Annotated in this window: 23 protein-coding genes, 2 tRNA genes and 1 pseudogene; 8 read left to right on the plus strand and 18 right to left on the minus strand. The window is 72.5% G+C overall.

What is annotated here, in order from left to right; translation table 11 throughout:
- Entirely contained in the window at positions 1-972 is a 972-nt protein-coding gene (locus AC3YNX_RS14545) for a thiamine-phosphate kinase (protein WP_489983487.1), read from the minus strand.
- Positions 973-1,191: 219 nt separating this feature from the next.
- Between AC3YNX_RS14545 and AC3YNX_RS14550 the strand changes: the two genes are divergently transcribed.
- A complete protein-coding gene (locus AC3YNX_RS14550; protein WP_489995891.1) occupies positions 1,192-1,734 on the plus strand; it encodes a DUF3515 domain-containing protein in 543 nt (180 codons plus the stop codon).
- A 12-nt stretch (positions 1,735-1,746) separates the two neighbouring features.
- Here AC3YNX_RS14550 and AC3YNX_RS14555 read toward each other — a convergent pair whose 3' ends face one another.
- The 6 genes from AC3YNX_RS14555 to AC3YNX_RS14580 all read right to left on the minus strand — a co-directional run bounded on the left by AC3YNX_RS14555 (position 1,747) and on the right by AC3YNX_RS14580 (position 7,789).
- Entirely contained in the window at positions 1,747-2,853 is a 1,107-nt protein-coding gene (locus AC3YNX_RS14555) for a D-alanine--D-alanine ligase family protein (RefSeq protein ID WP_489995892.1), read from the minus strand.
- Between the two features lie 71 nt (positions 2,854-2,924).
- Positions 2,925-3,728, minus strand: coding sequence for a dipeptidase (locus tag AC3YNX_RS14560; protein ID WP_489995893.1), 804 nt, complete (start codon positions 3,726-3,728; stop codon positions 2,925-2,927).
- A 52-nt stretch (positions 3,729-3,780) separates the two neighbouring features.
- Positions 3,781-4,992, minus strand: a complete 1,212-nt coding sequence (locus AC3YNX_RS14565; RefSeq protein ID WP_489995894.1) for an acyl-CoA dehydrogenase family protein — start codon at positions 4,990-4,992, stop codon at positions 3,781-3,783.
- Positions 4,989-6,347 (minus strand): acyl-CoA dehydrogenase family protein, encoded by a 1,359-nt coding sequence (locus AC3YNX_RS14570; protein ID WP_206518127.1) that lies wholly within the window; start codon positions 6,345-6,347, stop codon positions 4,989-4,991. The genes AC3YNX_RS14565 and AC3YNX_RS14570 overlap by 4 nt, the downstream gene beginning before the upstream one ends.
- Positions 6,348-6,443: 96 nt before the next feature.
- Positions 6,444-6,620 (minus strand): DUF1059 domain-containing protein, encoded by a 177-nt coding sequence (locus AC3YNX_RS14575; protein WP_127782686.1) that lies wholly within the window; start codon positions 6,618-6,620, stop codon positions 6,444-6,446.
- A 65-nt stretch (positions 6,621-6,685) separates the two neighbouring features.
- Positions 6,686-7,789 carry an EAL domain-containing protein gene (locus tag AC3YNX_RS14580; RefSeq protein WP_489995895.1) on the minus strand — a complete coding sequence of 368 codons (1,104 nt, stop codon included), beginning with the start codon at positions 7,787-7,789 and terminating at the stop codon, positions 6,686-6,688.
- A gap of 114 nt (positions 7,790-7,903) precedes the next feature.
- Between AC3YNX_RS14580 and AC3YNX_RS14585 the strand changes: the two genes are divergently transcribed.
- The 3 genes from AC3YNX_RS14585 to AC3YNX_RS14595 are packed head-to-tail and all read left to right on the plus strand — an operon-like array spanning position 7,904 to position 11,254.
- Complete coding sequence (locus AC3YNX_RS14585; RefSeq protein WP_489995896.1) at positions 7,904-9,385, plus strand: HNH endonuclease signature motif containing protein; 1,482 nt, start codon at positions 7,904-7,906, stop codon at positions 9,383-9,385.
- Between the two features lie 14 nt (positions 9,386-9,399).
- Entirely contained in the window at positions 9,400-10,563 is a 1,164-nt protein-coding gene (locus tag AC3YNX_RS14590) for an aminotransferase class V-fold PLP-dependent enzyme (protein ID WP_489995897.1), read from the plus strand.
- A gap of 43 nt (positions 10,564-10,606) precedes the next feature.
- Positions 10,607-11,254: a pyridoxamine 5'-phosphate oxidase family protein gene (locus AC3YNX_RS14595; RefSeq protein WP_489995898.1), complete on the plus strand. Its 648-nt coding sequence runs from the start codon at positions 10,607-10,609 to the stop codon at positions 11,252-11,254.
- A gap of 12 nt (positions 11,255-11,266) precedes the next feature.
- On the opposite strand, the gene AC3YNX_RS14600 is transcribed toward AC3YNX_RS14595, so the two are convergent.
- Positions 11,267-12,400: a cystathionine gamma-lyase gene (locus AC3YNX_RS14600; RefSeq protein WP_489995899.1), complete on the minus strand. Its 1,134-nt coding sequence runs from the start codon at positions 12,398-12,400 to the stop codon at positions 11,267-11,269.
- A complete protein-coding gene (locus AC3YNX_RS14605) occupies positions 12,397-13,395 on the minus strand; it encodes an NAD(P)H-dependent glycerol-3-phosphate dehydrogenase (protein ID WP_489983395.1) in 999 nt (332 codons plus the stop codon). The genes AC3YNX_RS14600 and AC3YNX_RS14605 overlap by 4 nt, the downstream gene beginning before the upstream one ends.
- Positions 13,396-13,492: 97 nt before the next feature.
- On the opposite strand from AC3YNX_RS14605, the pseudogene cofC reads away from it, so the two are divergent.
- The 3 genes and pseudogenes from cofC to AC3YNX_RS14620 all read left to right on the plus strand — a co-directional run.
- Positions 13,493-14,122: pseudogene (cofC, locus tag AC3YNX_RS14610) on the plus strand (2-phospho-L-lactate guanylyltransferase); the annotation flags it as partial.
- Between the two features lie 383 nt (positions 14,123-14,505).
- A complete protein-coding gene (locus AC3YNX_RS14615; RefSeq protein ID WP_127784733.1) occupies positions 14,506-16,668 on the plus strand; it encodes an RNA degradosome polyphosphate kinase in 2,163 nt (720 codons plus the stop codon).
- Positions 16,665-17,555 carry an NUDIX hydrolase gene (locus AC3YNX_RS14620; protein WP_127782678.1) on the plus strand — a complete coding sequence of 297 codons (891 nt, stop codon included), beginning with the start codon at positions 16,665-16,667 and terminating at the stop codon, positions 17,553-17,555. The genes AC3YNX_RS14615 and AC3YNX_RS14620 overlap by 4 nt, the downstream gene beginning before the upstream one ends.
- Before the next feature lie 56 nt (positions 17,556-17,611).
- Here AC3YNX_RS14620 and AC3YNX_RS14625 read toward each other — a convergent pair whose 3' ends face one another.
- The 3 genes from AC3YNX_RS14625 to leuC all read right to left on the minus strand — a co-directional run bounded on the left by AC3YNX_RS14625 (position 17,612) and on the right by leuC (position 20,229).
- Positions 17,612-18,088, minus strand: a complete 477-nt coding sequence (locus tag AC3YNX_RS14625; RefSeq protein WP_489995900.1) for an HU family DNA-binding protein — start codon at positions 18,086-18,088, stop codon at positions 17,612-17,614.
- A gap of 111 nt (positions 18,089-18,199) precedes the next feature.
- Positions 18,200-18,802, minus strand: coding sequence for a 3-isopropylmalate dehydratase small subunit (gene leuD, locus AC3YNX_RS14630; RefSeq protein WP_127782676.1), 603 nt, complete (start codon positions 18,800-18,802; stop codon positions 18,200-18,202).
- An 11-nt stretch (positions 18,803-18,813) separates the two neighbouring features.
- Positions 18,814-20,229, minus strand: coding sequence for a 3-isopropylmalate dehydratase large subunit (leuC, locus tag AC3YNX_RS14635; RefSeq protein WP_127782675.1), 1,416 nt, complete (start codon positions 20,227-20,229; stop codon positions 18,814-18,816).
- A 55-nt stretch (positions 20,230-20,284) separates the two neighbouring features.
- On the opposite strand from leuC, the gene AC3YNX_RS14640 reads away from it, so the two are divergent.
- Entirely contained in the window at positions 20,285-20,986 is a 702-nt protein-coding gene (locus AC3YNX_RS14640; protein ID WP_489995901.1) for an IclR family transcriptional regulator, read from the plus strand.
- Positions 20,987-21,089: 103 nt separating this feature from the next.
- Here the strand turns inward: AC3YNX_RS14640 and AC3YNX_RS14645 are convergent.
- From AC3YNX_RS14645 to serA, 6 genes are all read right to left on the minus strand, one after another.
- Positions 21,090-21,162: transfer RNA gene (locus tag AC3YNX_RS14645), tRNA-Glu, on the minus strand.
- Positions 21,163-21,195: 33 nt separating this feature from the next.
- Positions 21,196-21,267, minus strand: a tRNA-Gln gene (locus AC3YNX_RS14650).
- 104 nt (positions 21,268-21,371) lie between these two features.
- On the minus strand, positions 21,372-22,847 hold the full coding sequence (gene gltX / locus AC3YNX_RS14655) for a glutamate--tRNA ligase (RefSeq protein ID WP_489983398.1): 1,476 nt from the start codon (positions 22,845-22,847) through the stop codon (positions 21,372-21,374).
- Between the two features lie 19 nt (positions 22,848-22,866).
- Positions 22,867-23,640: a fumarylacetoacetate hydrolase family protein gene (locus AC3YNX_RS14660; protein ID WP_489995902.1), complete on the minus strand. Its 774-nt coding sequence runs from the start codon at positions 23,638-23,640 to the stop codon at positions 22,867-22,869.
- Between the two features lie 76 nt (positions 23,641-23,716).
- Positions 23,717-24,733 (minus strand): 3-isopropylmalate dehydrogenase, encoded by a 1,017-nt coding sequence (locus AC3YNX_RS14665; protein WP_127782671.1) that lies wholly within the window; start codon positions 24,731-24,733, stop codon positions 23,717-23,719.
- A 114-nt stretch (positions 24,734-24,847) separates the two neighbouring features.
- Positions 24,848-26,446 carry a phosphoglycerate dehydrogenase gene (gene serA / locus AC3YNX_RS14670; protein ID WP_164860594.1) on the minus strand — a complete coding sequence of 533 codons (1,599 nt, stop codon included), beginning with the start codon at positions 26,444-26,446 and terminating at the stop codon, positions 24,848-24,850.
- Positions 26,447-26,556: the final 110 nt, after the last annotated feature.

Below are 26,556 nucleotides of genomic sequence, written 5' to 3' on the forward strand. Positions count from 1 at the left end.
TCACTTGCCGAACGCCTGCCAGCCGGTGGGGCCGTCGGCCTCGGTCCACCGCTTGTCGTCCACCTGGGCCCCGGCGCCCGCGTGCACCGTGCCGATGGCCTCCCAGCCCTCGGGCAGGGCGGTGCCGGCCGGGAAGGTGGCCAGGAACGCGTGGTCCTCGCCGCCGGTGAGCACCCAGGTCCACGGGTCCACGCCCAGCGCGTTGCCCACGTCCACCAGGCGCTGCGGCGGGGTGAGCGGTCGCCGGCGCAGCTCGATGCCCACCCCGGAGGCGGCGGCCAGGTGCCCGGCGTCAGCCAGCAACCCGTCGGAGACGTCGGTCATGGCCGTGGCCCCGGCCGCGGCGGCGGCCAGCGCGGCGGCGTAGGGGGGCTCGGGCTCGCGGTGGGCCAGCACCACCGCCGCCGGGGCGCGAAAGCCCCGGCTGAGCACGGCCAACCCGGCGCCGGACCAGCCCACCCGGCCGGCCAGCGCCACCACGTCGCCAACCTGGGCGCCGGAGCGGGTGACCGGCTCCCGTCCGCGCAGGTCACCCAGCGCAGTCACCGAGATCACCACGTTGTCCGACCGCACCACGTCGCCGCCGACGATGCCTGCGCCCAGCTCAGAAGCTGCCGCCCACATCCCCTTGACCAGGCCGTCGACCACCTCGACCGGAGTGCTGGACGGGCAGCACAGCCCCACCAGGAACGCCGTGGAGTGGGCTCCCATCGCGGCGATGTCCGCGGCGTTCTGGGCGATGGCCTTGCGCCCCACCTGCTCGGCCGTGGACCAGTCCAGCCGGAAGTGCACGCCCTCCACCAGCACGTCGGTGCTGGCGACCACGCGGGAGTCGGCGGCGCGCACGATCGCGGCGTCGTCACCGGGACCGAGCAGGGTGGTGTCGGGCTGCACGTGGCCGCGCACGGCCCGGTCGATCACCCCGAGCTCGCCGATGTCGGCGACGGTCTGCTTGCTCGATGCGGACGTAATCGGGGGCCTCCTGCTGACTGTGGTCGTGGCGGTGCGGTGATCCGGCTGCGGGTACCTTGGCAGCGATCGGGACGACCCGGTCGATGAGTGGTTCGACGTCGCCGCCGCCGCTCCTGCTTGGCAGCCGTTTCCCTGGCAGTAGTTTCTACCCTGCTGGTGCCCGCCCCTCCGCGGCAGTACCTGCAGTGGCGGCGACCCCGAGTGAGGAGCTGACCGACGGTGTCGCGCACCCATCCCCCTGCTGTCCTCGCCGCTGCCGTGGCCCTGCCGGTGGCCCTGGCCGTGGGCGTGATCGCTGCGGCGGTGATCGCCAAGGACGACAGCGCCGGCGACGGGCCGGTGGTGGTGGGCGCGATCCCTGCCCCGGAGGCGACGTCGCCGGAGTGCACCAGCCTGCTGGCCGCGCTGCCACAGCAGCTCGGCGAGGACGAGCGAGCCCAGCTGGTCCAGCCGGCACCGGCCGGGGCTGCGGCGTGGCAGGGCCCGGAGTCGGCCGACCCCGTGGTGCTGCGCTGTGGCATCGACCGGCCCGCCGAGTTCGACACCGCGGCGGCGCTGGTGGAGGTGGACGGTGTGCAGTGGCTGCAGATCTCCGGCGCCGAGGTCGGGCTCAGCTCCACCACGTGGGTGGCCGTCGACCGGGCCGTCTACGTCGGCCTGACCCTGCCCAACGGCACCGGCCCCACCCCGGTGCAGGAGATCTCGTCCACCGTGCGGGCCACCCTGCCCGCCACGGCGCTGGACCCCGCCCCGGTCCGCTAGGGCGTCAGGGCCTCAGCGCAGGCCGGTTCCGCGGGCGACGGCGGTGTCCACGAGGGTGCTCAGCAGGGACGGGTAGTCCATGCCGCTGGCCGCCCACATCTGCGGGTACATGGAGATGGGGGTGAACCCTGGCATGGTGTTGACCTCGTTGATCACCAGCGAGCCGTCCTCGCAGACGAAGAAGTCCACCCGGGCCAGGCCCTGACCGCTGAGGGCGTGGAAGGCCGTCACCGCCATCTCCTGCATGGCGGTGAGGGTCTGCTCGTCCAGCACCGCGGGGATGTCGTAGGCCACCACGTCGTCGAGGTACTTGGTGTCGAAGTCGTAGAAGGCGTTGTCGTCGTCGGCCTTGAGCAGCCGGATCTCCGCGGGCAGGCTGGCGCGCACGGTGCCGTCGGGCAGCTCGAGCACCCCGCACTCCACCTCGCGGCCCACCACGGCCGACTCGATGACCACCTTGGGGTCGAAGCGCCGGGCCTCGGCGATGGCGGCGTCCAGGTGGTCCCAGCTGGTCACCTTGCTGACGCCGAACGACGACCCTGCCCGGGCCGGCTTGACGAACACGGGAAGCCCGAGCCGCTCGCGCTGCCCCTGGTCCAGGGTGGCCACACCACCGCGCAGCGCCACCTGGGTGCCCCCGGGCAGTCCCTCGGCGGCCAGCAGCTTCTTGGTGAGCTCCTTGTCCATCCCCGCCGCGCTGGCGAGCACGCCGGCGCCGACGTAGGGCAGCCCCGCCAGCTCGAGCATCCCCTGCACCGTGCCGTCCTCGCCGTAGGCGCCGTGCAGCACGGGGAACACCACGTCCACCGTGGCGAGCACCTCGCCGGCACGGTCCGGGTCGAGCGCCACCACGTCGCCGCCGCGGTGCTGGTCGACGCACAGCGCCACAGAGACGCCGTCGGGGTCCACGCTGGGCAGGGTGCGGCCGTGGATGGCCAGCGCCTCGGGGTCGGTGGTGCCCAGCACCCACGCGCCGTCCCGGGTGATCCCCAGGGGCACGGCCTCGAAGCGCTCCGGGTCGAGGTGGCTGAGCACGCTGCCCGCCGACACGCAGCTCACGGCGTGCTCGCTGCTGCGTCCGCCGTAGACCACAGCAACCTTGGTGCGTCGTTCAACCATGGGCGCAACGCTACCGGGGTGCCGGGCCGATCCTCCGCCATCCCACTGAGGTGTCACCCACTGGTGTGGCGCTACCCCCGACCCAGCACCTGCCGGGCCACCCGCACCGCGTTACCCCCGATCACGGCGGCCGCGTCCGAGGCCGACCACCCCCGCGCGCGCAGCGTGCCGTCCAGTCCCCGCAGGACCTCGGGGGCCACGGCACCCAGCCCCACGTGCTCGGCGCCCACCAGGGCCACCGCCCGCTCGAGCAGGGCGAGGAAGTCCTCCGCCCCGACCGTGGCGGCGGTTGCCGGGGTGCCGATGCCGATCACCCCGCCGGTCGCCGCGCAGGCCCGCGCCTGCCCGACGGTGATGGCACCGGGAACCGCGCAGTCGGCGTCCAGCACGCAGTGGCTGATGAGCAGCGGGGCGCGGGTGAGCTCGCACATCTGCACGGTGGCGCGCTCGCTGGCCCCGGCGACGTCCACCACCATGCCCACCGCGTTGAGCTCGGCGAGCAGCACCTGGCCGTGCTCGGTGAGCCCCGCGTCCACGCGGTCGAGGGCGCCCGAGCCGGCGGCGTTGCCGTGGCCGTGGATGGGTGCGAGCACCCGCACGCCGAGGCGGTGCAGCTCGGCGAGCAGGGTGACGTCCCCGCCCAGCACGCCGGCGTCAGCCAGCCCGAGCACCACCACGGTGCGCACGTGGGCGGGGACGTCGACGACCTCGAGCAGGTGCAGGTGCTCGGCGGCACGGACGCGGAGCAGGAGGAGCTCCAGCTCGGCGCGGGAGGTGACCGTCACGGTGAGTCGAGCCAGCTCCGGGTACGCCGGCTGGCCAGCCTCTCCGGGAAGACCGTCCGCCCACAGCAGCACCGCTGCCCGGGGCACCATCCTGCCTTCCCACCACATCCGCAGCCTCCGAACCTGTCCCGGGTGAGCCGGCCTACTTCAGCTCGGCCGAGCTCTTCCCCAGCAGTCTGCGCGCCACGATCAGCTGCTGGATCTGCTGGGTGCCCTCGAAGATGTCCAGGATCTTGGAGTCGCGGGCCCACTTCTCCAGCAGGGAGTGCTCGGAGTAGGCGATCGAGCCGACCAGCTCCACGCAGCGCAGGGTGATCTCGGTGCCCACCCGGCCGGCCTTGGCCTTGGCCATCGACGCCTGCAGCGAGTTCGGCTTGCCGTTGTCGGCCATCCACGCCGCCTGCAGCACCAGCAGGTACGCGGCCTCCCAGTCGGCCTCCATGCCCAGCAGCGTTGCCGCGGCGTGCGACTGCTGGGCGGCGGGCCGGTCGTAGTCCACCACCACGCCGGCCTCGGCCAGCAGGTCGCGGGTCTCCTCGATGGCCGCCCGGGCGCAGCCGACGGCCATCGCGGCCACCAGCGGGCGGGTGTTGTCGAAGGTCTGCATGGCACCGGCGAAGCCGCCGGAGGTGTCGATCTCCGGGTTGCCCAGCAGGTTCTCCTTGGGCACCCGGCAATTCTCCAGGAACAGCGTGGCGGTGTCCGACGCCCGGATCCCCAGCTTGTGCTCCAGGCGAGCCACGGTCAGGCCCGGGGTGTCCTTGGGCACCAGGAACGACTTGATGGCGGCGCGACCGAGATTCTTGTCCAGCGTCGCCCACACCACCACGGAGTCCGACCGCTCGCCGGAGGTGACGAAGATCTTCTCGCCGTTGAGCACGTAGTGGTCGCCGTCGAGCACCGCCGTGGTGCGGATGGCCGCGGAGTCCGACCCGCACTGCGGCTCGGTGATGGCCATCGACGCCCAGGTGCCGGCGAAGCGCTCGAGCTGCTCGTCGTTGGCCACCGAGGCGATCGCCGAGTTGCCCAGGCCCTGGCGCGGCATGGACAGCAGCAGGCCCACGTCGCCCCAGCACATCTCCATGATGGACAGCGCGGTGGACATGTTGGAGCCGTTGGCGTTCTTCTGCTCCCCGCTCTGGGCGGTGCGGCGCACACCGGCAGCACCGGCACCGCCGGTGGCCGAGGAGTCGTTGAGCCCGTCGACGACGGACGCCAGCAGGTCCAGCTCCTTGGGGTAGGCGTGCTCGGCGGAGTCGTACTTGCGCGAGTTCGCCCGCAGCACCTCCGCGGCGGTCTGGTGCGCCTGGTTGACGAAGGCGGTGAACTTCCTGGGAACCTCGAGGTTGATCATGCGAGCACGATTCCTTCCATCACGCCGATGCTGCGGAGGTCGCGGTACCACCGCTCGACCGGGTGCTCCTTGACAAATCCGTGGCCGCCGAGCAGCTGCACGCCGTCGCTGCCGATGCTCATGCCGCGCTCGGCGCACAGCTTGCGGGCCAGGGCGGTGTCCCTGGCGAAGTCCTTGCCCTGCGCGGCCCGGCTTGCGGCCCGGTAGGTGACCAGGCGCATGCCCTCCAGCTCGATGGCCATGTCCGCCACCTTGAAGGCCACGCCCTGCCGGTTGCTGATGGGCTCGCCGAAGGCGATGCGCTCGTTGACGTAGGGGGTGACGTAGTCCAGCACGGCCTTGCTCGTGCCCAGCGCGAGAGCGCTCCAGCCGAGGCGGCCCAGCCGGATGCACTCGGCGTACACCTCGGGACGTCCCGCCCCGAGCAGCGCGTCGGCGGGCAGGTGCACCTCGTCGAGCATCACCCGTCCCATGCTCGCGGCCCGCAGCCCCATGGCCGGCTCTGCCTCGATGCTCAGCCCGACGCTGCTGGACTCCACCACGAACAGCGCGGGACCGGTGCCCTCTAGCTCTGCGGCGATGATGAACAGCTCGTCCTCGGCAGCCCGCGGCACCAGCGACTTGGCGCCGGTGAGCACGAACCCTGTGCCGGAGCGCCGCGCGGTGGTGCGCAGCGCGAAGGGGTCGAACAGCGGGTGCGGCTCGAGCACGGCCAGCGCGGCGGCCGGGACGTCCTCGCCCACGAAGGCCGGCAGGTACTTGGCCTGCTGGGCTGCGTCGCCCCAGAGCACCAGGGCGGTGCTGACGGCCGACGGCGCCAGGCAGGAGACCGCCAGGCCCATGTCACCGTGCGCCAGGGCCTCGGCCACCAGGACGTTGGTGACGGCGGAGCGCTCGCTGCCCACCCCGCCCAGCTCCTCGGGCACGCCGACCAGCGTCACGCCCAGCTCGTTGACCCGCTCCAGCAGCCCGGGCGGCGGAGCGCAGGCCTCGTTGGCCTCTGAGGCGGCGGGGCGCAGCTGCTCGGCGGCGAAGTCGGCCACCGTCTCCACGATCATCTGCTGCTCGTCGTCGGGGGTGAGGTCGAACAGGTCGCTGGGGCGGGCGGCAGGCAGGCGGGCGGGCTTGCCCAGCTGGTTCACCGCGCTGAAGCCCCGGCTGGCCGCCCCCGCCACGCGGAAGCCGCTGCGCGATGCCTGGTAGGCCACCTGCTCGGCGCGCTTGCGCATCTTCAGGCGATCCAGCACGGACGACCCGGCCAACCAGTTCAGCGCTGCGAGGCCGTAGCCCATGGCGTCGCGCTGGGCCGGACGCGGCGCGCCTGAGCTCGTCTCATGGCTCTTGGTGCTCGTCATGGCCGTTACCTTACTGGAGAGTAGATAACGGATCACACCATGACGCTGGTCACGCCGATTCGGCGCCTTGGTCGACGCGGCAGCGCACCAGCAAGGTCAGGCGGTCAGGGGGGTCATCGCCCCACGCACCTGCAGCACCATCTCGGGCGACACGCTGGTCATGCCGTGGTCCCTGGCGGCGTGCCTGGCGGCCTGGGCCAGGATCTCGTCCTCGGTACCGGTGAACGCAGCGGTGCACCCGGGCACCACGTCGCCGCAGCGAAAGCTCTTCATGTCTGGCCTCTCTCGATGGAGTGTCGTCTCTCCCCCATCGGCCGGCCCCACGATCTCCTGAGCGGCTAGGGCCGCCGACAGAGGGCCACGACGAGGTCATCCACGGTGACGGTGCCAAGGACCGAACCCGCTCCGTCGGTGCACACCAGCGGGGCGAACCGGTGGGGCTCCGCGCGCACCACAGCCCGGCGAGCCACCTCCACCACGTCAGCGCTCGGCGCCACGGTCATCGCCGGAGCCCACCCGCTCGTCGACCCGCGCACCGCCCCCGGCACCCGCACCTGGGTGACGCGGCCGGTGTCGGCGACCAGCACGTCGCAGGTGAGCGGGTCGGAGCCCACCACCGCGGTGCGCACCAAGGAGGCGACGTGGTCGCCGAGAACGGTACGGCTGGCGGTGCTGCGGATGCGGGTGACCGTGTCGGGCTCCAGCTCGGTGAGCATGGTGGGCGCGGGGCGGGCCAGCGCCCAGCCCTGCCCGAGGGGCACACCCAGCGCGATCAGCGCGTCCAGCTCGTCGGTGGTCTCGATGCCCTCGGCCAGGATCCAGGCGTCCATCCGACCGGCGAGGTCGCCGAAGACCTCCACCAGGGAGCGCTTCACCGGGTCGCGGTCGATGCCGGTGACCAGCTCGCGGTCCAGCTTGACGATGTCCGGCCGCAGCGTCAGCAGCTTGCTCAGCCCGGCGTAGCCGGTGCCGGCGTCGTCCATGGCGATGAGCCCGCCGACGCTGCGGACGTGCTCGATCACCGCCGCCGCCGTGGGGTGCTCGCTGCCCTGGGTGTGCTCGGTGAGCTCGAGCACGACGCGGGTGAGGTCGTCGGTGCCGGTGAGGACGTCGGCGACCTGACCGACCGTGAGCAGGTGGGGGTCGACGTTGACGGTGAGGAAGGTGTTGGCCGGCAGGTGGGCGCGTGCGGCGATGCCGGCGCTGAGCACGCGGGACTGCAGCTCGGCGTTGAAGCCCCAGTGGTCGGCGGCGGCGAACCAGCGGTCCGGCGAGGCCTGCCAGGGGCCGGTGAAGCGCGACAGCAGCTCGTAGCCGGCGACCCGTCCGGTGGTGAGCTCCACGATGGGCTGGGCGTGCAGCACGAGCGGGGTGCGACGCTCGACGACGTCCTGCAGCGCGGCGCGCCACCGTTCGTCGGACGTCTCCGGAACCTCACTCATGGTTACGCACTATGACAGGCAGTGGCCTAGGAGGGCCCAGTTGGCACCGTGAGTCACCCAAGGTGGCCCGAATCGCCCTAGCCACGGCGCGAGCCTGCCGGTAAAGTCGAACACATGTTCGAATCAGCGACGTTGTCGGAGCACCCGAGACCGGGGGCGTGCACCACCGAGGAGCTCGTGGCGCTGATGGCTGCGCATGCCCGGGCGGAGGCTGCACACGCGGCCGGCAAGCTCGCGGCGGTGGCGGAGCTGTACCGACGCCGGTGCGAGGACGATCTCCGCGCCCAGGTGTGTGCCGCGCAGGTCGGGGAGTTCGTCGCCGCCGAGGTGGGCGTCGCCCTGACGGTGAGCCGTGCGATGGCGGGGGTGTTCGTGCACGTGGGGGCGGCGCTGGCGGAGCGGTTGCCGTTGACCCGGCTGGCCTTCGCCCGCGGGGAGCTGGACTTCACCCGGGTGCGGGCGATCGCCGACCGCACCACCGGCCTGGAGGAGTCGGTGGCGGCGGCGGTGGAGGCCCGAATCCTGGAGGTCGCGCTGCGTCCAGGTCGGGAGCTGACCCGGGCCCGGCTGGTGGCAGCACTCGACCGGATCGTGGCCGAGGTCGACCCCGACGGGGTGCGCGAGCGCCGCCGGCGCGCCCACCACGACCGGGATCTGCAGGTGCGGGCCGACACCGACGGACTGGCGTCGGTGTGGGGCCTGCTGCCGGCGGTGGACGGGGCGGTGCTGGACTCCCGTCTGGGGCAGCTGGCGCAATCGGTCTGCAGCGCCGATCCCCGCAGCCTCGCCCAGCGCCGCGCCGACGCCCTCACCGCCCTCGCCCTGGGTGCGGACCACCTCGCCTGCACCTGCACCGATCCTGGCTGCCCCTGCGCCCCGCAGGCCCCGGCCACGCCGAAGGTGTTGCTGCAGGTCAGCATCGACGCCGCCACCCTCGCCGGTGCCACCGACCTGCCCGGGGCGCTGGCCGGGCTGGGTGTGCTTGATGCCGACGTGGTGCGCACCCTGGCCGCCGACGCCACCTGGCAGCGCTTGCTCACCCACCGCGGCACCATCATCGCCGCCGACCCACCGACCCCCGCGGGTGCCGTCGCCCACGCCGCAGCCGTGCACCGCTACCCCCCCGGGGCAGCCCTGGCCCGGCTGGTCCGCGCCCGCGACGGCCACTGCCGCTTCCCCGGCTGCGCGGTGCCCGCCGCCCGCTGCGACCTCGACCACGTCGAGCCCTTCCACCACTCCAACCCCGCCGCTGGTGGGCTCACCGAGGCCACCAACCTGCAGTGCCTGTGCCGCTGGCACCACCGCCTCAAGACCCACGGCGACTGGACCGTGCAGCCCCAACGCGGCGCTGTCATGCGCTGGACCAGCCCCACCGGCACCACCCACGACACCGTCCCCGGCGACGCACACCACCTGCCACCACCGTCCGAGGACCACCTCACCGACGCCGAGCGTCACGAGTTCCTGCACCACGTCCCCACCCACCACGACATCGACGGGGACAACACCGACGGGGACGACCACAACCGTGGCCAGGCCACCCACCCGGCTGCGCACCGCCTCGTCACCGCCAGCGCCGACCCACCACCCTTCTAGCTAAGGTCCTGGTCATGCCGCTGGACGTCGACCGCGCCCGTCGCGAGACCTCAGGCTGCCGCGAGGTGGCGCACCTCAACAACGCCGGTGCCGCGCTGCCCCCGGACGCCGTCACCGAGGCGGTCATCGACCACCTGCGGCTGGAGGCACGCATCGGCGGGTACGAGGCCGCGGCACAGGCGGCGGAGGCCACTGCGCACACCTACTCCGCGGTGGCCGAGCTGCTCGGCTGCGCCAGCACCGAGGTCGCGCTGGTGGAGAACGCCACCCGGGCGTGGGACATGGCGTTCTACTCGCTGTCCTTCTCCCCCGGCGACCGCATCCTCACCAGCACCGCGGAGTACGCCAGCAACGCGCTGGCGCTGCTCCAGGTCGCCCAGCGGACGGGGGCGCGCATCGAGGTCCTGGCCGACGACGAGCACGGCCAGGTCGACCTGACCGACCTGGCCGAGCGGCTGGACAGCACCGTCAAGCTGGTCGCCGTCACCCACGTGCCCACCCACGGCGGCCTGGTCAACCCCGCCGAGGGCATCGGCACGCTCACCCGCGCCGCCGGGGTCCCCTTCCTGCTCGACGCCTGCCAGTCCGCCGGTCAGCTGCCCCTGGACGTCCGCACGCTCGGCTGCGACATGCTCTCGGCCACCGGCCGCAAGTTCCTCCGCGGCCCGCGGGGAACCGGGTTCCTCTACGTCGCCGAGTCCCTCGCCGACCGGCTCCAGCCGCCGTTCCTCGACCTGCACTCCGCGTCCTGGACCGGTCCCGACACCTTCACGGTCGCTCCCGGTGCCCGCCGCTTCGAGACCTGGGAGGGCAACGTCGCCGGAAAGATCGGCCTCGGCGTCGCCGTGGACCACGCCCTGCAGTGGGGCCTGCCCGCCATCGCCGAACGCATCACCACCGTGGCCGCCACGCTGCGCGACCGGCTGCGCGAGCTCCCCCACGTCCAGGTGCACGACCGCGGCGAGCGGCTCTGCGGCATCGTCACGTTCAGCGTGCACGGCGCCGCCTCGGCCGACGTCTCGGCGCAGCTGCGCCGGGCGGGGATCAACACCAGCGTCACCACCGCGGCCAACTCCCGGTTCGACCCGCACGCCCAGCAGGACCTGGTGCGCGCCTCCGTGCACTACTACAACACCACCGACGAGATCGACCAGCTCTGCGCCGCCCTGCCGCGCTGAAACCCGTCGCAGCCCACCGCCCTCGGGTGCGAGGATCGTGCGCATGTCCCCCGAGCTCTCGCCGACCCCGCGCAGCACCGTCCGCAAGTCCGCGCGGGCCCGCACCGACCGGGCCGACCTGCACGCCGTGCTCGACGCCGGCCTGGTCGCCCACCTGGGCGTGGTGGTCGACGGTGCTCCCCTGGTGCTGCCCACCACCTACGGCCGCGTGGGCGACACCGTCTACGTGCACGCCTCCACCGGCGCCCCGAGCCTGCGCGCCGCCGCCGGCCACCGGGTCTGCCTCACCGTCACCCTGCTCGACGGCTTGGTCTACGCCCGCTCGGTGTTCCACCACTCCGCCAACTACCGCAGCGCCGTCCTGCACGCCGAGGCCCGCCCGGTGACCGACCCGCAGGAGAAGCTGGCCGCCCTGCGCGCCCTGGTGGAGCACGTGACGCCCGGCTCGTGGGAGCACGCCCGCGGTCCCTCCGCCAAGGAGCTCGCCGCCACGGCCGTGCTGGCCATCGACACCAGCGAGGCCAGCGTCAAGGTGCGCCAGGGGCCCCCGGTGGACGACGACGCCGACGTCGAGGCGGGCACAGCCTGGGCCGGGGTGCTGCCCGTGGCCCAGAGCTGGGGCGAGCCGCAGCCGTGTGCCCTGCTGCCGGTGGACGCCGCCGTGCCCGCGCACGTCAGGGGCCGGGGCTAGCCCTGCATCGGGCTAGCGCAGCGAGTCCAGCGCCTGGGTGAGGTCGCGGACCAGGTCGTCGGTGTCCTCGATGCCGCAGGAGAGCCGGAAGAACCCCGGCGCCACGTCATCACCCCAGCGAGCCCGCCGGTCGATGGTGGTGTGCAGCCCGCCGAAGCTGGTGGCCAGGGTGGTCAGCTCGCTGGCTGCCACCAGGGCGTGCACCGCCTCCGCCGAGGGCAGCACGCCGCGCACCAACCCGCCGAACCGGCTCATCTGGGTGGCGGCCACCGCGTGCGCAGGATCGTCAGCCAGGCCCGGCCAGCGCACGTCGGTCACGGCCGGGTGGTGCACCAGCAGCTCGGCCAGCGCCGCCGCGTTGGTGCCCTGGCGGTCCAGCCGCAGCGCGGCACTGCCGATGCTGCGGTGGGCCAGCCACGCCTCGAACGGTCCCAGCACCACCCCGGACATCGTCCGCTCGCGGTAGACCTGCCCGAGCAGCTCGGCGTCAGCGGTGGCCAGGTAGCCCATCAGCAGGTCGCTGTGCCCGGACAGTGCCTTGGTGCCGCTGGCCACCACCACGTCGGCGCCCAGCTGCAGCGGCAGCTGGCCCAGCGGGGTGGCCGTGGTGTTGTCCACCGCGAGCAGGGCTCCCGCCCGCCGGCAGGCAGCGCTCAGCGCGCGCAGGTCCACCACGTCCAGGCCCGGGTTGGACGGCGTCTCGGCTAGCACCAGCCGTGCCCCAGCCACTGCGTCCACCATCGCCGGGGTGTCCACCTCGCGGACCTCGATGCCCTGGGGCACCAGCTTCTCCGCGGCGTACGCCCGCGCCAGGTAGTACCCGTCCGAGGGCATCACCAGCACGTCCCCGGGCCGCAGCACGGTGCGCATCAGCACGGTGATGGCCGACATCCCCGTGCCGAACACCGCCGCACCGACCTCCGGCGAGCCCTCCCCCTCCAGCTGGCTCAGCGCCAGCTCCAGTGCCCGCCAGGTGGGGTTGGAGTTGCGCGCGTAGAAGTCGCTCTCGCTGCCCTCGTCGGCGCTGAGGTGGTACGGGGCGGCCAGCACCGGTCCGGGCATGATCGGCTCGCCCGGCGCCCCGGGGGCCACCCCGGCGCGCACGCAGCGGGTGGAGTCGCCCAGGCCCTGCTCGGGGGTGCTCATTCCGGCTTGGTCCTGCGGCCGAGCAGCTGGGAGGCCAGCACCTGCACGCTGAGCCCGTCGTGGCACACCCGGTGCACCCCGGCGGCGATGGGCACGTCCACCGAGTGTCGGGCGGCCAGCTCGGTGATGGCCGAGCAGCTCTTGACGCCCTCGGCGACCTGGCCCTTGGTGGCCAGCTGCGCCTGTTCCAGCGACTCCCCCGCCCCCAGCCGCGCCCCGAAGGTGCGGTTGCGCGACAGCGTGGACGAGCAGGTGGCCACCAGGTCACCCATCCCGGCCAGCCCGGCGAAGGTGGCGGGCTCCGCACCGAGCGCGACGCCCAGGCGGGTGGTCTCGGCCAGGCCGCGGGTGATGATGCTGGCCAGGGAGTTCTCGCCCATCCCCATGCCCACGGCCATCCCGCAGGCCAGCGCGATGACGTTCTTGTAGGCCCCGGCCAGCTCGCAGCCCAGCAGGTCGGTGTTGGTGTACGGGCGGAAGTACCAGCTGGTGCACGCCTGCTGCACGGCCACCGCCCGCTCGTGGTCCAGGCAGGCGATCACGGTGGCGGTGGGCTGCTCCAGCGCGATCTCGCGGGCCAGGTTCGGCCCGGACAGCACCGCCACCCGGTCGGCGGCCGCCCCGGTCACCTCGCGCACCACCTCGGTCATCCGCTGCAGGGTGCCCAGCTCCACGCCCTTGGCCAGCGACAGCAGCGTCGCGTGCGCCGGAAGGTCGTCGGTCCACCCCACCAGGTTCTCCCGCAGCGACTGCGCGGGCACGGCCAGCGCCACGATGTCGGCTCCGTCGAGGGCGGCTCGGGCGTCGGAGGTGGCGCACAGGGTGTCCGGCAGCGTCACGCCGGGCAGGTAGTCGGCGTTGCGCCGCTGCTCCTGCACCTGGCGGGCGACCTCGGGCCGGCGCGCCCACAGCGTCACGTCGCTGCCCGCGTCGGCCAGCACCTTGGCAAAGGTGGTGCCCCACGAACCCGCACCCAGCACGGCCACTCGCGCCACTCGAACCCCTGTCCTGAAACGTCTGCTGCCTCGGTCCTGCCCGGCAGACCATCATGGCCTAACCGCTCCGGCGACCTGCGGCTGGCAGGATCAAGCCGTGTCCTCCCCCACTGCCACCCCCTCCGCCGCGGGCGTCCACGTGGTGCTGGCCGTGAAGGACCTCCTCAACGCCAAGAGCCGCCTGGCCGAGGCGGTGCCCGACGCCCGGCGCCGCGACCTGGTGCTGGCCATGCTCGCCGACACGCTCTCCGCCGTCGCCCGCACCCCGCAGGTGGCCGGCGTGCACGTGGTCACCCGGGACGACGCCGTGGCCGCCACCGCCGTGCGGTGGGGTGCAGCGGTGCTGGCCGACCCCGACGTGGACGGCCTCAACCCCGCCCTCGCCCACGCTGCCGCCACGATCCCGCACCGCCCGCTGGTGGCGCTGCAGGCCGACCTGCCGGCCCTTCGACCCGCCGAGCTGGCCGCCGCCCTGGACGCCGCCGCCGGTCACCTGCGCTGCTTCGTCGCCGACCGCAGCGGCACCGGCACCACGCTGCTGCACACCACCGGGGTGGAGCTGAACGCCCGCTTCGGCCCCGGTTCGGCCGCCGCACACTCCTCCTCCGGCGCCACCTCGCTCGCCCCCGGGTGGCCGGGCCTGCGCTGCGACGTGGACACCGTGACGGACCTCGCCGCGGCGCTGCGGCTGGGCGTCGGACCCGCCACCGCCGCCGTGCTCGACGCCATGGGAACCGCGGGCACGGTGCAGGACGCGCCGGACAGCGCGCTGGTGGTCCGCGGGGACCAGGGCAGCACCATCACCTGCCCGCCCACCGCCGCAGCCCTGGGCGGCTGGCGCCAGCTGCGCACCGGCCAGCGGGTGCGGGTGCACCGCAACACCGCCGGCGAGGTGGTGCTGGTGACCACGGCCCCGGCGGCCCTGCCCGGCTGAGCGACCCGGGGCGCCAGCCCCCCGAGGGATCCGAGCGCCCCGGTGACCGCCGCCGTCCCCGGTGGCAATGGGGGATGATGTCCTGTGTGAGCACCGCAGAGACCAGCACCGGTTCGAACGTCCCCCCCAGCAGCGGCCCGGACGGTGACCCCGCGACCGACCCGGAGACCGCCACCGTGGTCGACGGCACGGCCGTAGTCGACGGCACCGCCGACGCCGACGGTGGCATCGCCGCCGTGCACCGGGGCCTGCCCACCGCGCCGCCCGCGGTCACGCCCCGCCGGGCCCAGGCCACCGACCTGCCCGCCCACCGCTACGCCAACCGAGAGCTCAGCTGGCTGGACTTCAACTCCCGGGTCCTCGCCCTGGCCGAGGACCCCTCCATCCCGCTGCTGGAGCGCGCCAAGTTCCTGTCGATCTTCGCCTCCAACCTCGACGAGTTCTACATGGTGCGGGTGGCCGGGCTGAAGCGCCGGGACGAGACCGGCCTGTCCGTGCGCTCGGCCGACGGCCTGTCCCCCCGCGAGCAGCTGGCCATGGTCGCCGAGCGCACCCAGGAGCTGGCGGAGAAGCACGCCCGGGTCTTCCTGGACGAGGTGCAGCCGGGGCTGGCCAAGGAGGGCGTGGCCATCGTCGGCTGGGACGACCTCGAGGAGGAGCCCCGCGCCCGCCTGTCGCACTACTTCCGCGAGCAGCTCTTCCCCGTGATCACCCCGCTGGCCGTCGACCCCGCCCACCCCTTCCCCTACATCAGCGGGCTCTCCCTCAACCTCGCGGTGACGGTGCGCGACGTGCAGTCCGGCGGCGAGCGCTTCGCCCGGGTGAAGGTGCCCGACAACGTGGACCGCTTCGTGCGGGTGCGCCTGGCCGAGGACGTCTTCCTGCCGCTGGAGGCGCTGATCTCGGCGCACCTGGACGCGCTGTTCCCGGGCATGGAGGTGGTGGAGCACCACGCCTTCCGGATCACCCGCAACGCCGACTTCGAGGTGGAGGAGGACCGGGACGAGGACCTGCTGCAGGCCCTGGAGCGTGAGCTCGCTCGCCGCCGGTTCGGCTCGCCGGTGCGCCTGGAGGTCGCCGACGACATGACCGAGCACATGCTCGAGCTGCTGCTGCGCGAGCTGGACGTCAACCCGCGCGACGTGGTCGAGGTGCCCGGGCTGCTGGACCTCACCAGCCTCATGCAGATCTACGGGGTGGACCGACCGCACCTCAAGGACGCACCGTTCGTGCCGGCCACCCACCCGGCCTTCGGCGAGCGGGAGACCCCCAAGAGCGTCTTCCCCACCCTGCGCGAGGGCGACGTGCTGGTGCACCACCCCTACGACTCGTTCTCCACCAGCGTGCAGCGCTTCGTGGAGCAGGCCGCCGCCGACCCGCAGGTGCTGGCCATCAAGCAGACCCTCTACCGCACCTCTGGCGACTCCCCCATCGTGGACGCCCTGGTGGACGCCGCGGAGGCCGGCAAGCAGGTGGTGGCGCTGGTGGAGATCAAGGCCCGCTTCGACGAGCAGGCCAACATCAAGTGGGCGCGCAAGCTGGAGCAGGCCGGGGTGCACGTGGTCTACGGGCTGGTGGGCCTGAAGACGCACTGCAAGATCTGCCTGGTGGTGCGGCGCGAGGGCACCACCATCCGGCGCTACTCCCACCTGGGCACCGGCAACTACAACCCCAAGACCGCCCGGCTCTACGAGGACATCGGCCTGCTCACCGCGTCCCCGGAAATCGGCCGCGACCTCACCGAGCTGTTCAACTCCCTCACCGGCTACTCCCGCCAGCGCACCTACCGCAACCTGCTGGTGGCGCCGTACGGGGTGCGCCGCGGCATCATCGAGCGCATCGACGCCGAGATCGAGCACGCCCGCCGGGGGGAGCCCGCCGGCATCCGGCTCAAGGCCAACGCCCTGGTGGACGAGCAGGTGGTGGACGCCCTCTACCGCGCCTCGCAGGCCGGCGTCTCGGTGGACGTGGTGGTGCGGGGCATCTGCACCCTCAAGCCCGGGGTGCCCGGCCTCAGCGAGAACATCACCGTGCGCAGCATCCTGGGCCGCTTCCTGGAGCACTCCCGGGTGATGCACTTCCTCGGCGGCAACGAGTTCTGGATCGGCAGCGCCGACATGATGCACCGCAACCTCGACCGGCGGGTGGAGGTGATGGTGCAGGTGACCGACCCGCGGCTGACCAAGGAGCTCGAGGCGGTCTTCGACGACGCGCTGGACCCCGCCACCCGGTGCTGGGTGATGCGTCCCGACGGCGAGTGGGTGGCCGCCCCGGCCTCCGGCGAGCAGGTCCGCGACTACCAGGTGGAGCTCATGCGACGCCACGGGGCCGCCGGATGAGCGTGGAGGAGCCGATCAGGGCCGCTGGCGCGGTGGTGTGGCGCCGAGACCCCGGTGGCGCGCTGGAGGTCGCCGTGGTGCACCGCCCGCGCTACGACGACTGGTCGCTGCCCAAGGGCAAGCTGGACCCCGGGGAGCACGCCACCACCGCCGCGGTCCGGGAGGTGGCCGAGGAGACCGGGCTGCGGGTGGCCCTGGGTCGGTACGTCGGCACCATCTCCTACCGGACCGACGGCCGCCCGAAGGTGGTCACCTACTGGGCCGCCCGGGTGCTGGGCGGGCAGTTCCAGGTCAACGACGAGGTGGACGAGCTGCGCTGGCTGAGCCTGCCGCACGCCCGGCGGCTGGCCAGCTACTCCTTCGACGCACGGGTGCTCGACCAGTTCGCCGAGCGCCCGGTCGACACCACCACCCTGTTGCTGGTGCGCCACGCCAAGGCCGGCTCGCGCAAGCAGTTCCAGGGAGACGACCGGCTGCGGCCGCTGGAACCGGTGGGCAGGCAGCAGGCAGCGGCGCTGGTGCCGATCCTGCGGGCCTTCGGCGCCACCGAGGTGCACGCCGCGGACCTGGTGCGGTGCGTGCAGACCGTGCAGCCGCTGGCCGACGCCCTCGGCGTGCCCGTCCTCACCGAGCCGGCCCTGTCCGACAAGGCGTTCGAGTCCGACCCCGCGCTGGCCGAGAAGCGGTTGCTGGAGATCGCCGAGCTGCCGACGACCCCCGTCGTCTGCAGCCAGGGTGATGCCATCCCCGGCCTGCTGCACTGGCTGTCCGCGCGGGACCAGGTGGGCCTCCCCCCTTCCCGAAATCGAAAGGGCAGCACCTGGGTTCTCTCCCAGCAAGGGGGTCGAGTGATCGAGGTTGATCATCTCGACACCCCGTTGCGTTAAACGGACAGTGAGGTAGAACAACAGATAGTCAAGCGAAATAGCTACTCCCCGTGAAGCTATTTCTTTGACTTACTATTCTTCTTGCTGTCCGCCTTCTTCCCTTTGGACGAAGTGGGGTCTTTTGTCGAACCAGACTTCTTTGGGCCACTCTTCTTGTCCGCGTCCGACTTCTTGCCCGTGGCGGAGCGCTTGCGCCCGGCCCCTCCCTGGCCGGCCGAGGCGCGCTTGACCGCCGGGGCGTCCTCAGGCAGCTCCTGCTCGCCCGAGACCACCGCCTTGAACTGGGCACCAGGCCGGAACGCGGGTACCGACGTGGGGGCCACCCGCACCGTTTCCCCAGTTCGCGGGTTGCGGGCGACCCGTGCGGCCCTGGCTCGCTTCTCGAACACACCGAAACCGGTGATCGTCACGTGGTCGCCCGCCTCCACCGTGCGCACCACGATGTCCACGATGTGTTGGACGGCCTCCGCAGCCACCCGCTTGTCGCCGTTCAGGCGTTGGGAAAGTGAATCGATGAGCTGCGCCTTGTTCATCCCGAGTCCTCCGCCAGGGGCGGCCCCGAACGGGCCAACCTGGCGCCACGGTAAACCCAGAATCGACAGGAGTCCAAGTGGCGGGCCATTTCTGGCGCGCGCCGAAGGCGATTACCCCGAGAATTGCTGAGTCGTCACCGGCAACCACCGGGGGCGGGACTCCTCAAAGGCGGTGATGTCGTCAACCTGTCTCAATGTGAGACCAATGTCGTCGAGGCCCTCCAGCAGCCGCCAGCGGGTGTAGTCGTCAATGTCGAACGGCACCACCAGGCTTCCCGCCGTGACGGTCCGCTCGGTGAGGTCGACGCTCACCTGGGTGCCGGGACGCTCCTCGAGCACCTTCCAGAGCAGCTCGACGTCGGACTGGCTGCACTGCGCGGCCAGCAGCCCCTGCTTGCCGGCGTTGCCCCGGAAGATGTCGGCGAAGCGGGAGGCGATGACCACCCGGAAGCCGTAGTCGCCCAAGGCCCAGACGGCGTGCTCGCGGGAGGAGCCGGTGCCGAAGTCCGGTCCGGCCACCAGCACCGAGCCGGCGTCGTAGGGCGGCTTGTTCAGGATGAACTCCGGGTCGCTGCGCCAGCCGGCGAACAGCCCGTCCTCGAACCCGGTGCGGGTGACCCGCTTGAGGTAGACCGCCGGGATGATCTGGTCGGTGTCGACGTTGGACCTGCGCAGCGGCACGCCGATCCCGGTGTGGGTGGTGAAGGCTTCCATGGTCGTACCTCTCAGCTCAGGTCGGCGGGCGCGGACAGCGTGCCGCGCACGGCGGTGGCGGCGGCGACCTGTGGCGACACCAGGTGGGTGCGACCACCCTTGCCCTGGCGGCCCTCGAAGTTCCGGTTGGACGTGGAGGCGGCCCGCTCACCGGGCGCCAGCTGGTCGGGGTTCATGCCCAGGCACATCGAGCAGCCGGCCTGGCGCCACTCTGCACCGGCGTCGAGGAAGACCTTGTCCAGACCCTCCTGCTCGGCCTGCGCCTTGACCCGCATGGACCCCGGCACCACCAGCATCCGCATCCCCTCGGCCACGTGGCGGTCGCGCAGGACGTCGGCAGCGGCCCGCAGGTCCTCGATGCGACCATTGGTGCAGGAGCCCAGGAAGACGGTGTCCACGGTGACCTCCCGCAGCGGCATGCCCGGGGTGAGACCCATGTACTCGATGGCCTTCTGGGCGGCCTGGCGGTCACCCTCCTCGACGATGGTGTCGGGGTCGGGCACCGAGGCGCCCAGCGGCAGGCCCTGGCCGGGGTTGGTGCCCCAGGTGACGAACGGGGTGAGCGTGGTGGCGTCGATGCGCACCTCGTGGTCGAAGACCGCGTCGTCGTCGGTGCGCAGCTGCTCCCAGCTGGCCACCGCGGCGTCCCAGTCGGCTCCCTGCGGGGCGTGCGGGCGGCCCCTGAGGTAGTCGTAGGTGGTCTGGTCGGGCGCGATCATGCCCGCCCTGGCGCCGGCCTCGATGGACATGTTGCAGATGGTCATGCGCGCTTCCATGGACAGCGCCTCGATGGCCTCGCCGCGGTACTCCAGCACGTAGCCCTGCCCGCCGCCGGTGCCGATCTGGGCGATGACGGCGAGGATCAGGTCCTTGGCGGTGACGCCGGGGGGGAGCTGGCCGTCGACGGTGATGGCCATGGTGCGGAACGGGCGCAGCGACAGCGTCTGGGTGGCCATCACGTGCTCCACCTCGCTGGTGCCGATGCCGAAGGCCAGCGCACCGAAGGCGCCGTGGGTGGAGGTGTGGCTGTCGCCGCAGACGATGGTGACGCCGGGCTGGGTGAGACCCAGCTGGGGACCGATGATGTGCACGATGCCCTGCTCGGCGTCGCCCATGGAGTGCAGGCGGATGCCGAACTCCGCGCAGTTGGCCCGCAGGGTGTCCACCTGGGTCCGGGAGACCAGGTCGGCGATCGGCTTGTCGATGTCGGTGGTGGGGACGTTGTGGTCCTCGGTGGCGATGGTGAGGTCAGGACGACGCACCGGCCGGCCGGCCAGCCGCAGGCCGTCGAACGCCTGCGGGCTGGTCACCTCGTGCACGAGGTGCAGGTCGATGTAGATCAGGTCGGGCTCGCGCTGCTCCCCCGTGCCGGCGCCCTGTCGCACGACGTGGGCGTCCCACACCTTCTCGGCCAGTGTCTTCGGCATACGTCTTCCATCTCCGCTCACGCGTTCCCAGCATGTGGGACGTTAGTATCGTCCTGTGAGACAGGATAGCGGTATCGGCGTGCTCGACAAGGCGGTGCTGGTCCTGCACGCGGTGGCGGCGGAACCCTGCGCGCTCGGTGAGCTGTGCGCCAGGACCGGGCTGCCCCGGGCCACGGCGCACCGCCTCGCCGTCGGCCTGGAGCTGCACCGGATGCTGGCCAGGGACGAGCAGGGCCGCTGGCGACCCGGACCGGCCCTCAGCGAGCTGGCGGCCACGGTCACCGACCCCCTCCTGGACGCCGCTGCGGGCGTGCTGCCCCGGCTGCGCGACCTCACCGGGGAGAGCGTGCAGCTCTACCGTCGCGAGGGCCTCAGCCGGGTCTGCGTGGCCATCGCCGAGCCACCCACCGGGCTGCGCGACACCGTGCTGGTCGGCACTCACCTGCCGCTGACCGCCGGATCGGGAGCCAAGGTGCTGGTGGCGTGGGCCGAGCCCCAGCTGCAGGGGTCCGTGCTGGACGAGGCCACCTTCACCGCCCAGACCCTGGCCCAGGTCCGGGCCCGCGGCTGGGCGCAGAGCGTGGCCGAGCGGGAGCCCGGGGTGGCCAGCGTGGCGGCACCGGTGCGCGACGCCGCCGGCGCGGTGGTGGCGGCGGTGTCGGTGTCCGGCCCGGTGGACCGGATCGGCAGGCGCCCGGGCGAGCGCTGGGCGGCAGACCTGCTGGCGGCGGCGGAGGCCCTGCAGCAGCGGCTCTGAGCGGGCCGCCAGGCGATGTGACCTTCACCGCACCGTCGTCGGCGTGCTGCCCCGAACGGCAAGAAACCCCCTGCCGCAGTGCGACAGAGGGTTTCGTGCTGTGTAGCCCCGACGGGATTCGAACCCGCGCTACCGCCTTGAGAGGGCGGCGTCCTAGGCCGCTAGACGACGGGGCCAGGGAGATCAACACGTCCGTGCTGATCTCTCAGCTGGGGTACCAGGACTCGAACCTAGAACAACTGAACCAGAATCAGCCGTGTTGCCAATTACACCATACCCCAATGGCTTCCAAGTTCCAAACCGGCTGGCTGCCGGTGGTTGGTTCCTTGTTCTCGAGCCGTGGAAGAGACTAGCGCACCCCCGGCCGAGACCACCAATCCCCTGGTCAGCGGGCCGCAGCGCGCAGTCTGCCCAGGGATCGCTCCCGGCCGAGCAGCTCCAGCGACTCAAACAGCGGCGGGCTGATGGTGGAGCCGGTGACGGCCACCCGCACCGGCGCGAACGCCTTGCGCGGCTTGAGCCCCAGATCCTCCACCAGCGCCTTTTTCAGCGCCTCCTCGATGCTGGCCGTGTCCCACCCCTCCAGGGCCTCCAGGGCCGCCACAGCGGCGTTCAGGGCCGGCTCCGCGTCGGGGCCGAGCGTCTTCTTCGCGGCCGCCTCGTCGATGGTGAACTCGCTCTCGTCCACGAAGAGGAAGCCGAGCAGGGCGGCGGCGTCGGAGAGCACCACGATGCGGGTCTGCACCAGGTCGGCCGCGGTGGCGAAGAGCTCGGAGTCCACGTCCGCGGGCAGCTGGCCGTGCGCGGTGAGGTGCGCGCGCAGCCGCTGGGCGAAGTCGGCCGGCTCCAGCATCCGGATGTGCTCGGCGTTGATGGCGTCGGCCTTCTTCTGGTCGAAGCGCGCCGGGTTGGAGTTCACCGCGTGCACGTCGAAGGCGTCCACCATCTCCTGCAGGCTGAAGATGTCGTGGTCGTCGGCGATGGACCAGCCCAGCAGGGCCAGGTAGTTGAGCAGACCCTCGGGGATGAAGCCACGCTCGCGGTGCAGGAACAGGTCCGCCTGCGGGTCGCGCTTGGACAGCTTCTTGTTGCCCTCCCCCATCACGAAGGGCAGGTGCCCGAACTCCGGGGTGAAGTCGGCGACCCCGACGCGCTGCAGCGCCTCGTAGAGGGCCAGCTGGCGCGGGGTGGAGGACAGCAGGTCCTCCCCGCGCAGCACGTGGGTGATACCCATCAGCGCGTCGTCCACCGGGTTCACCAGGGTGTAGAGCGGCTGGCCGTTGCCCCGGGTGATGGCGAAGTCCGGCACGGTGCCGGCGCGGAAGGTGGTCTCCCCGCGGACCAGGTCGTTCCAGGTGAGGTCGTGGTCGGGCATCCGCAGCCGCAGCACCGCCGGACGGCCCTGGGCGCGGAAGTCGGCCTTCTGCTCCTCGGTGAGCGTGCGGTCGTAGTTGTCGTAGCCCAGCTTGGGGTCGCGACCGGCGGCCTTGTGCCTGGCCTCCACCTCCTCGGGGGTGGAGAAGCTCTCGTAGACCTCGCCCGCCTCGACCAGCTTGGCGACGACGTCGGTGTAGAGGCCCTTGCGCAGCGACTGCCGGTAGGGCTCGTGCGGACCGCCCACCTCCGGGCCCTCGTCCCAGTCCAGCCCCAGCCAGCGCAGCGCGTCCAGCAGGGCGTCGTAGGACTCCTGGGTGTCCCGGGCGGCGTCGGTGTCCTCGATGCGGAAGACGAAGGTGCCGCCGGTGTGCCGCGCGTAGGCCCAGTTGAACAGGGCCGTGCGGACGAGGCCCACGTGGGGTGTGCCGGTGGGCGACGGGCAGAAGCGGACACGGACCGGGCGGGTGCTCTGGGAGGTAGTCATGTTGCTCCCAGGCTATCGGTCAGCGCTTGGCCGCCACCGGGTTGGTCAGCGTGCCGATGCCCTCGACGGTGACGCTCACGCTCTGGCCCGCGGTGATCGGCCCGACGCCGGCCGGGGTGCCGGTGAGGATCACGTCACCGGGCAGCAGCGTCATGATCGCCGAGACCCACTCGATGATCTCCGCCACGTCGTGCAGCATCAGCGAGGTGCGGCTGCGCTGAACCACCTCGCCGTCACGCTCGGTGACCAGCTCCAGGTCGCCCGGGTCCAGCTGGGTCTCGATCCACGGGCCCAGCGGGCAGAACGTGTCGTGGCTCTTGCCCCGGGTCCACTGCCCGTCCGCGGCCTGGTGGTCGCGGGCGGTGACGTCGTTGGCCACGGTGTAGCCCAGCACCACGTCCAGCGCCTTGGCGGCCGGCACGTCCTTGCAGGGCCGCCCGATCACCACGGCCAGCTCACCCTCGTAGTCCACCCGGGTGGAGCTCGGCGGCAGGACGATGGGCGCGTGCGGGCCCACGATGGTGGTGGAGGGCTTCATGAAGATCACCGGGGCCTCCGGCGCCGCCCCGCCCATCTCGGCGGCGTGGTCGGCGTAGTTCTTGCCCACGCAGATGATCTTGGTGGCCAGGATCGGCGCCAGCAGGCGCACGTCGGCCAGCTTCCAGCTGCGCCCGGTGAAGGTGGGTGTGCCGAAGGGGTGCTCGGCGATCTCGCGTGCCTGCTGCTCAGGGCCCTCCCCCTCGATGCTGACGAAGGCGACCCCATCCGGGCTGGCAACTCGACCCAAGCGCATGCGCCCGAGCCTACGGTGCGGCTCGACCCCGGCAGCGAGGGCCACCGGGGTCGAGCAGGGTCTGCGCGGGAGGGGACTAGCCGGCGACGCGGGCGGCCAGGCGGTCGCCGATCTCCTTGGTGCTGGTGGCGGCGGTGCCCCGCTCGGCCAGGTCGGCGGCCACCGCGTCCTCGATGGCGCGGGCCTGTGCGGGGTGGCCGAGGTGCTCCAGCAGCAGCGCCACCGACAGCACCGCGGCGGTGGGGTCGGCGATCCCCTGGCCGGCGATGTCCGGCGCGCTGCCGTGCACCGGCTCGAACATGCTCGGGTTGGTGCCCGAGGCGTCCAGGTTGCCGCTGGCGGCCAGGCCGATGCCGCCGGAGATGGCGGCCGCGAGGTCGGTGATGATGTCGCCGAAGAGGTTGTCAGTGACGATCACGTCGTACTGCGAGGGCTTGGTGACCATGTGGATGGTGGCGGCGTCCACGTGCTGGTAGGCCACCGTGACGTCGGGGTGCTCGGCGGCGACCTGGTCGACCACGCGGGTCCACAGCGAGCCGGCGTTGGCGAGCACGTTGTTCTTGTGCACCAGGGTGAGGTGCTTGCGGCGGTTCTCCGCGCGGGCGAAGGCGTCGCGCACCACGCGCTCCACGCCGAACCAGGTGTTCACGCTGACCTCGGTGGCCACCTCGTGCGGGGTCGCCCTGCGGAGCACGCCGCCGTTGCCGGTGTAGGGGCCCTCGGTGCCCTCGCGGACCACCACGAAGTCGATCTCGCCCGGGTCGGCCAGCGGGCTGCGCACGCCGGGGAACAGCCGCGACGGACGCAGGTTCACGTGGTGGTCCATGGCGAAGCGCAGCTTGAGCAGCAGGCCACGCTCCAGGGTGCCGCTGGGCACCGACGGGTCGCCGATGGCCCCCAGCAGGATGGCGTCGTGCCCGCCCAGCTCGGCGATCACCGACTCCGGCAGCAGCTCGCCGGTGGCGTGCCAGCGCCGGGCACCCAGGTCGTACGTGGTCAGGTCGGCCCCGGGGGCCACCACGTCGAGCACCTTGAGCGCCTCGGCGACCACCTCAGGTCCGATCCCGTCACCCGGAATCACCGCGAGCTTCATCCACTGCCTCCTGCACACATGAGTATGGGGCCGCCACACAGCGGCCGAGGTGCACGCTACCGGGCGACACGGGGTCGCCCGGCAGCGCGCTCGGCGGCGCTCAGGTCAAGCGGCTCAGCTGAAGTCGACCAGCTCGATGGTGCTGGCGCCGGCCGCCTCGGCGATCGGGGCGAGCTGGTCGGCCGCCGGTGCCCGGTCCACGCGGAGCATCATCACCGCGCTGTCGCCCTGGGCCGCCTGGCTGAGCTGCGCGGCCTCGATGTTCACGCCCTGCTCGCCGAGCAGGGTGCCGACCTTGCCCATCACGCCGGGCTTGTCGGCGTAGGCCAGCAGCAGCACGGTGCCCTCGGCCCGCAGGTCGAAGTTGCGGCCGTTGATGGAGACGACCTTCTGCACCTGCTGAGGGCCGGACAGGGTGCCGGCGACGCTGTAGGCGGCACCGTCTCCCATGGCGGCGTGCAGCACGACCACGGAGCGGTGGGCGGGGCTCTCGGTGGCGGTGGTGACCTCCACGCTCACCCCCCGCTCCTCGGCGATGGACGGCGCGTTGACGAAGGTGACCTGCTCCTCCACCGCGCCGGAGAACAGCCCGCGCAGGGCGGCCAGCTGCAGCACGGTGACGTCCTCCGACGCCAGCTCGCCGCGGACCTCGACGGTGACCGAGGTGGGCAGGCTGCCGGACACCGCGCCCAGCAGCACGCCGAGCTTGCGCACCAGCTCCAGCCAGGGGGCGACCTCCTCGCCCACCACGCCACCGGCCTGCACGTTGACGGCGTCGGGCACGAAGTCACCGGCCAGGGCCAGCTTCACGCTGCGCGCCACGTCGGTGCCCGCGCGGTCCTGGGCCTCCACGGTGGAGGCACCCAGGTGCGGGGTGACCACGACGTTGCGCAGCTCGAACAGCGGGCTGTCGGTGCAGGGCTCGCTGCCGTAGACGTCGATGCCGGCGGCGCCGACCTGGCCGCTGGTGACGGCGTCGGCCAGGGCCTGCTCGTCGATCAGGCCGCCACGGGCGGCGTTGACGATGATGACGCCCTTCTTGGTCATCGCCAGCTGCTCGGCGCCGATGAGTCCCTTGGTCTCCGGGGTCTTGGGCAGGTGCACCGAGAAGGCGTCGGCGCGCTGCAGCAGCTCGTCCAGGGTGACCAGCTCGATGCCCAGCTGGGCGGCGCGGGCGGCGGAGACGTAGGGGTCGTAGGCGATGAGCGTGGTGCCGAAGGCGGCGATGCGCTGGGCGAAGAGCTGGCCGATCTTGCCCAGGCCCACCACGCCGATGGTCTTGCCGGAGATCTCCACGCCGTTGAACTTGCTGCGCTGCCAGGTGTGCTCGCGCAGGGTGGCGTCGGCGGCCGGGATCTGCCGGGCGGCCGAGAGCAGCAGCGCCACGGCGTGCTCGGCGGCGGAGACGATGTTGGAGGTGGGCGCGTTGACCACCATCACGCCACGGGCGGTGGCCGCGGGCACGTCCACGTTGTCCAGGCCCACGCCGGCACGGGCGACGACCTTGAGGGTGTTGGTGGCGCCGAGCACCTCGGCGTCGACCTGGGTGGCGGAGCGGACCAGCAGGGCGTCGGCGCCGGCGACGGCCTCCAGCAGCGCCGGGCGGTCGGTGCCGTCGACGTGACGCACCTCCACTCCGTCGCCCAGCGCGTCGATGACGGACGGCGCGAGCTTCTCGGCGATGAGGACGACGGGACGGACGGACTGGCTCACTGACGATCTCCCTGGCTTGGAATATGTGACGAAGCGCGGTTCTTCGAGCCTACTTTGCGGTCCCGCCAGCCCAGCGGGCGGTGAACGGCTGTGCCTCCGCAGCACTTCCG

This window comes from Rhodococcus sp. Z13_19A, assembly GCF_058133575.1.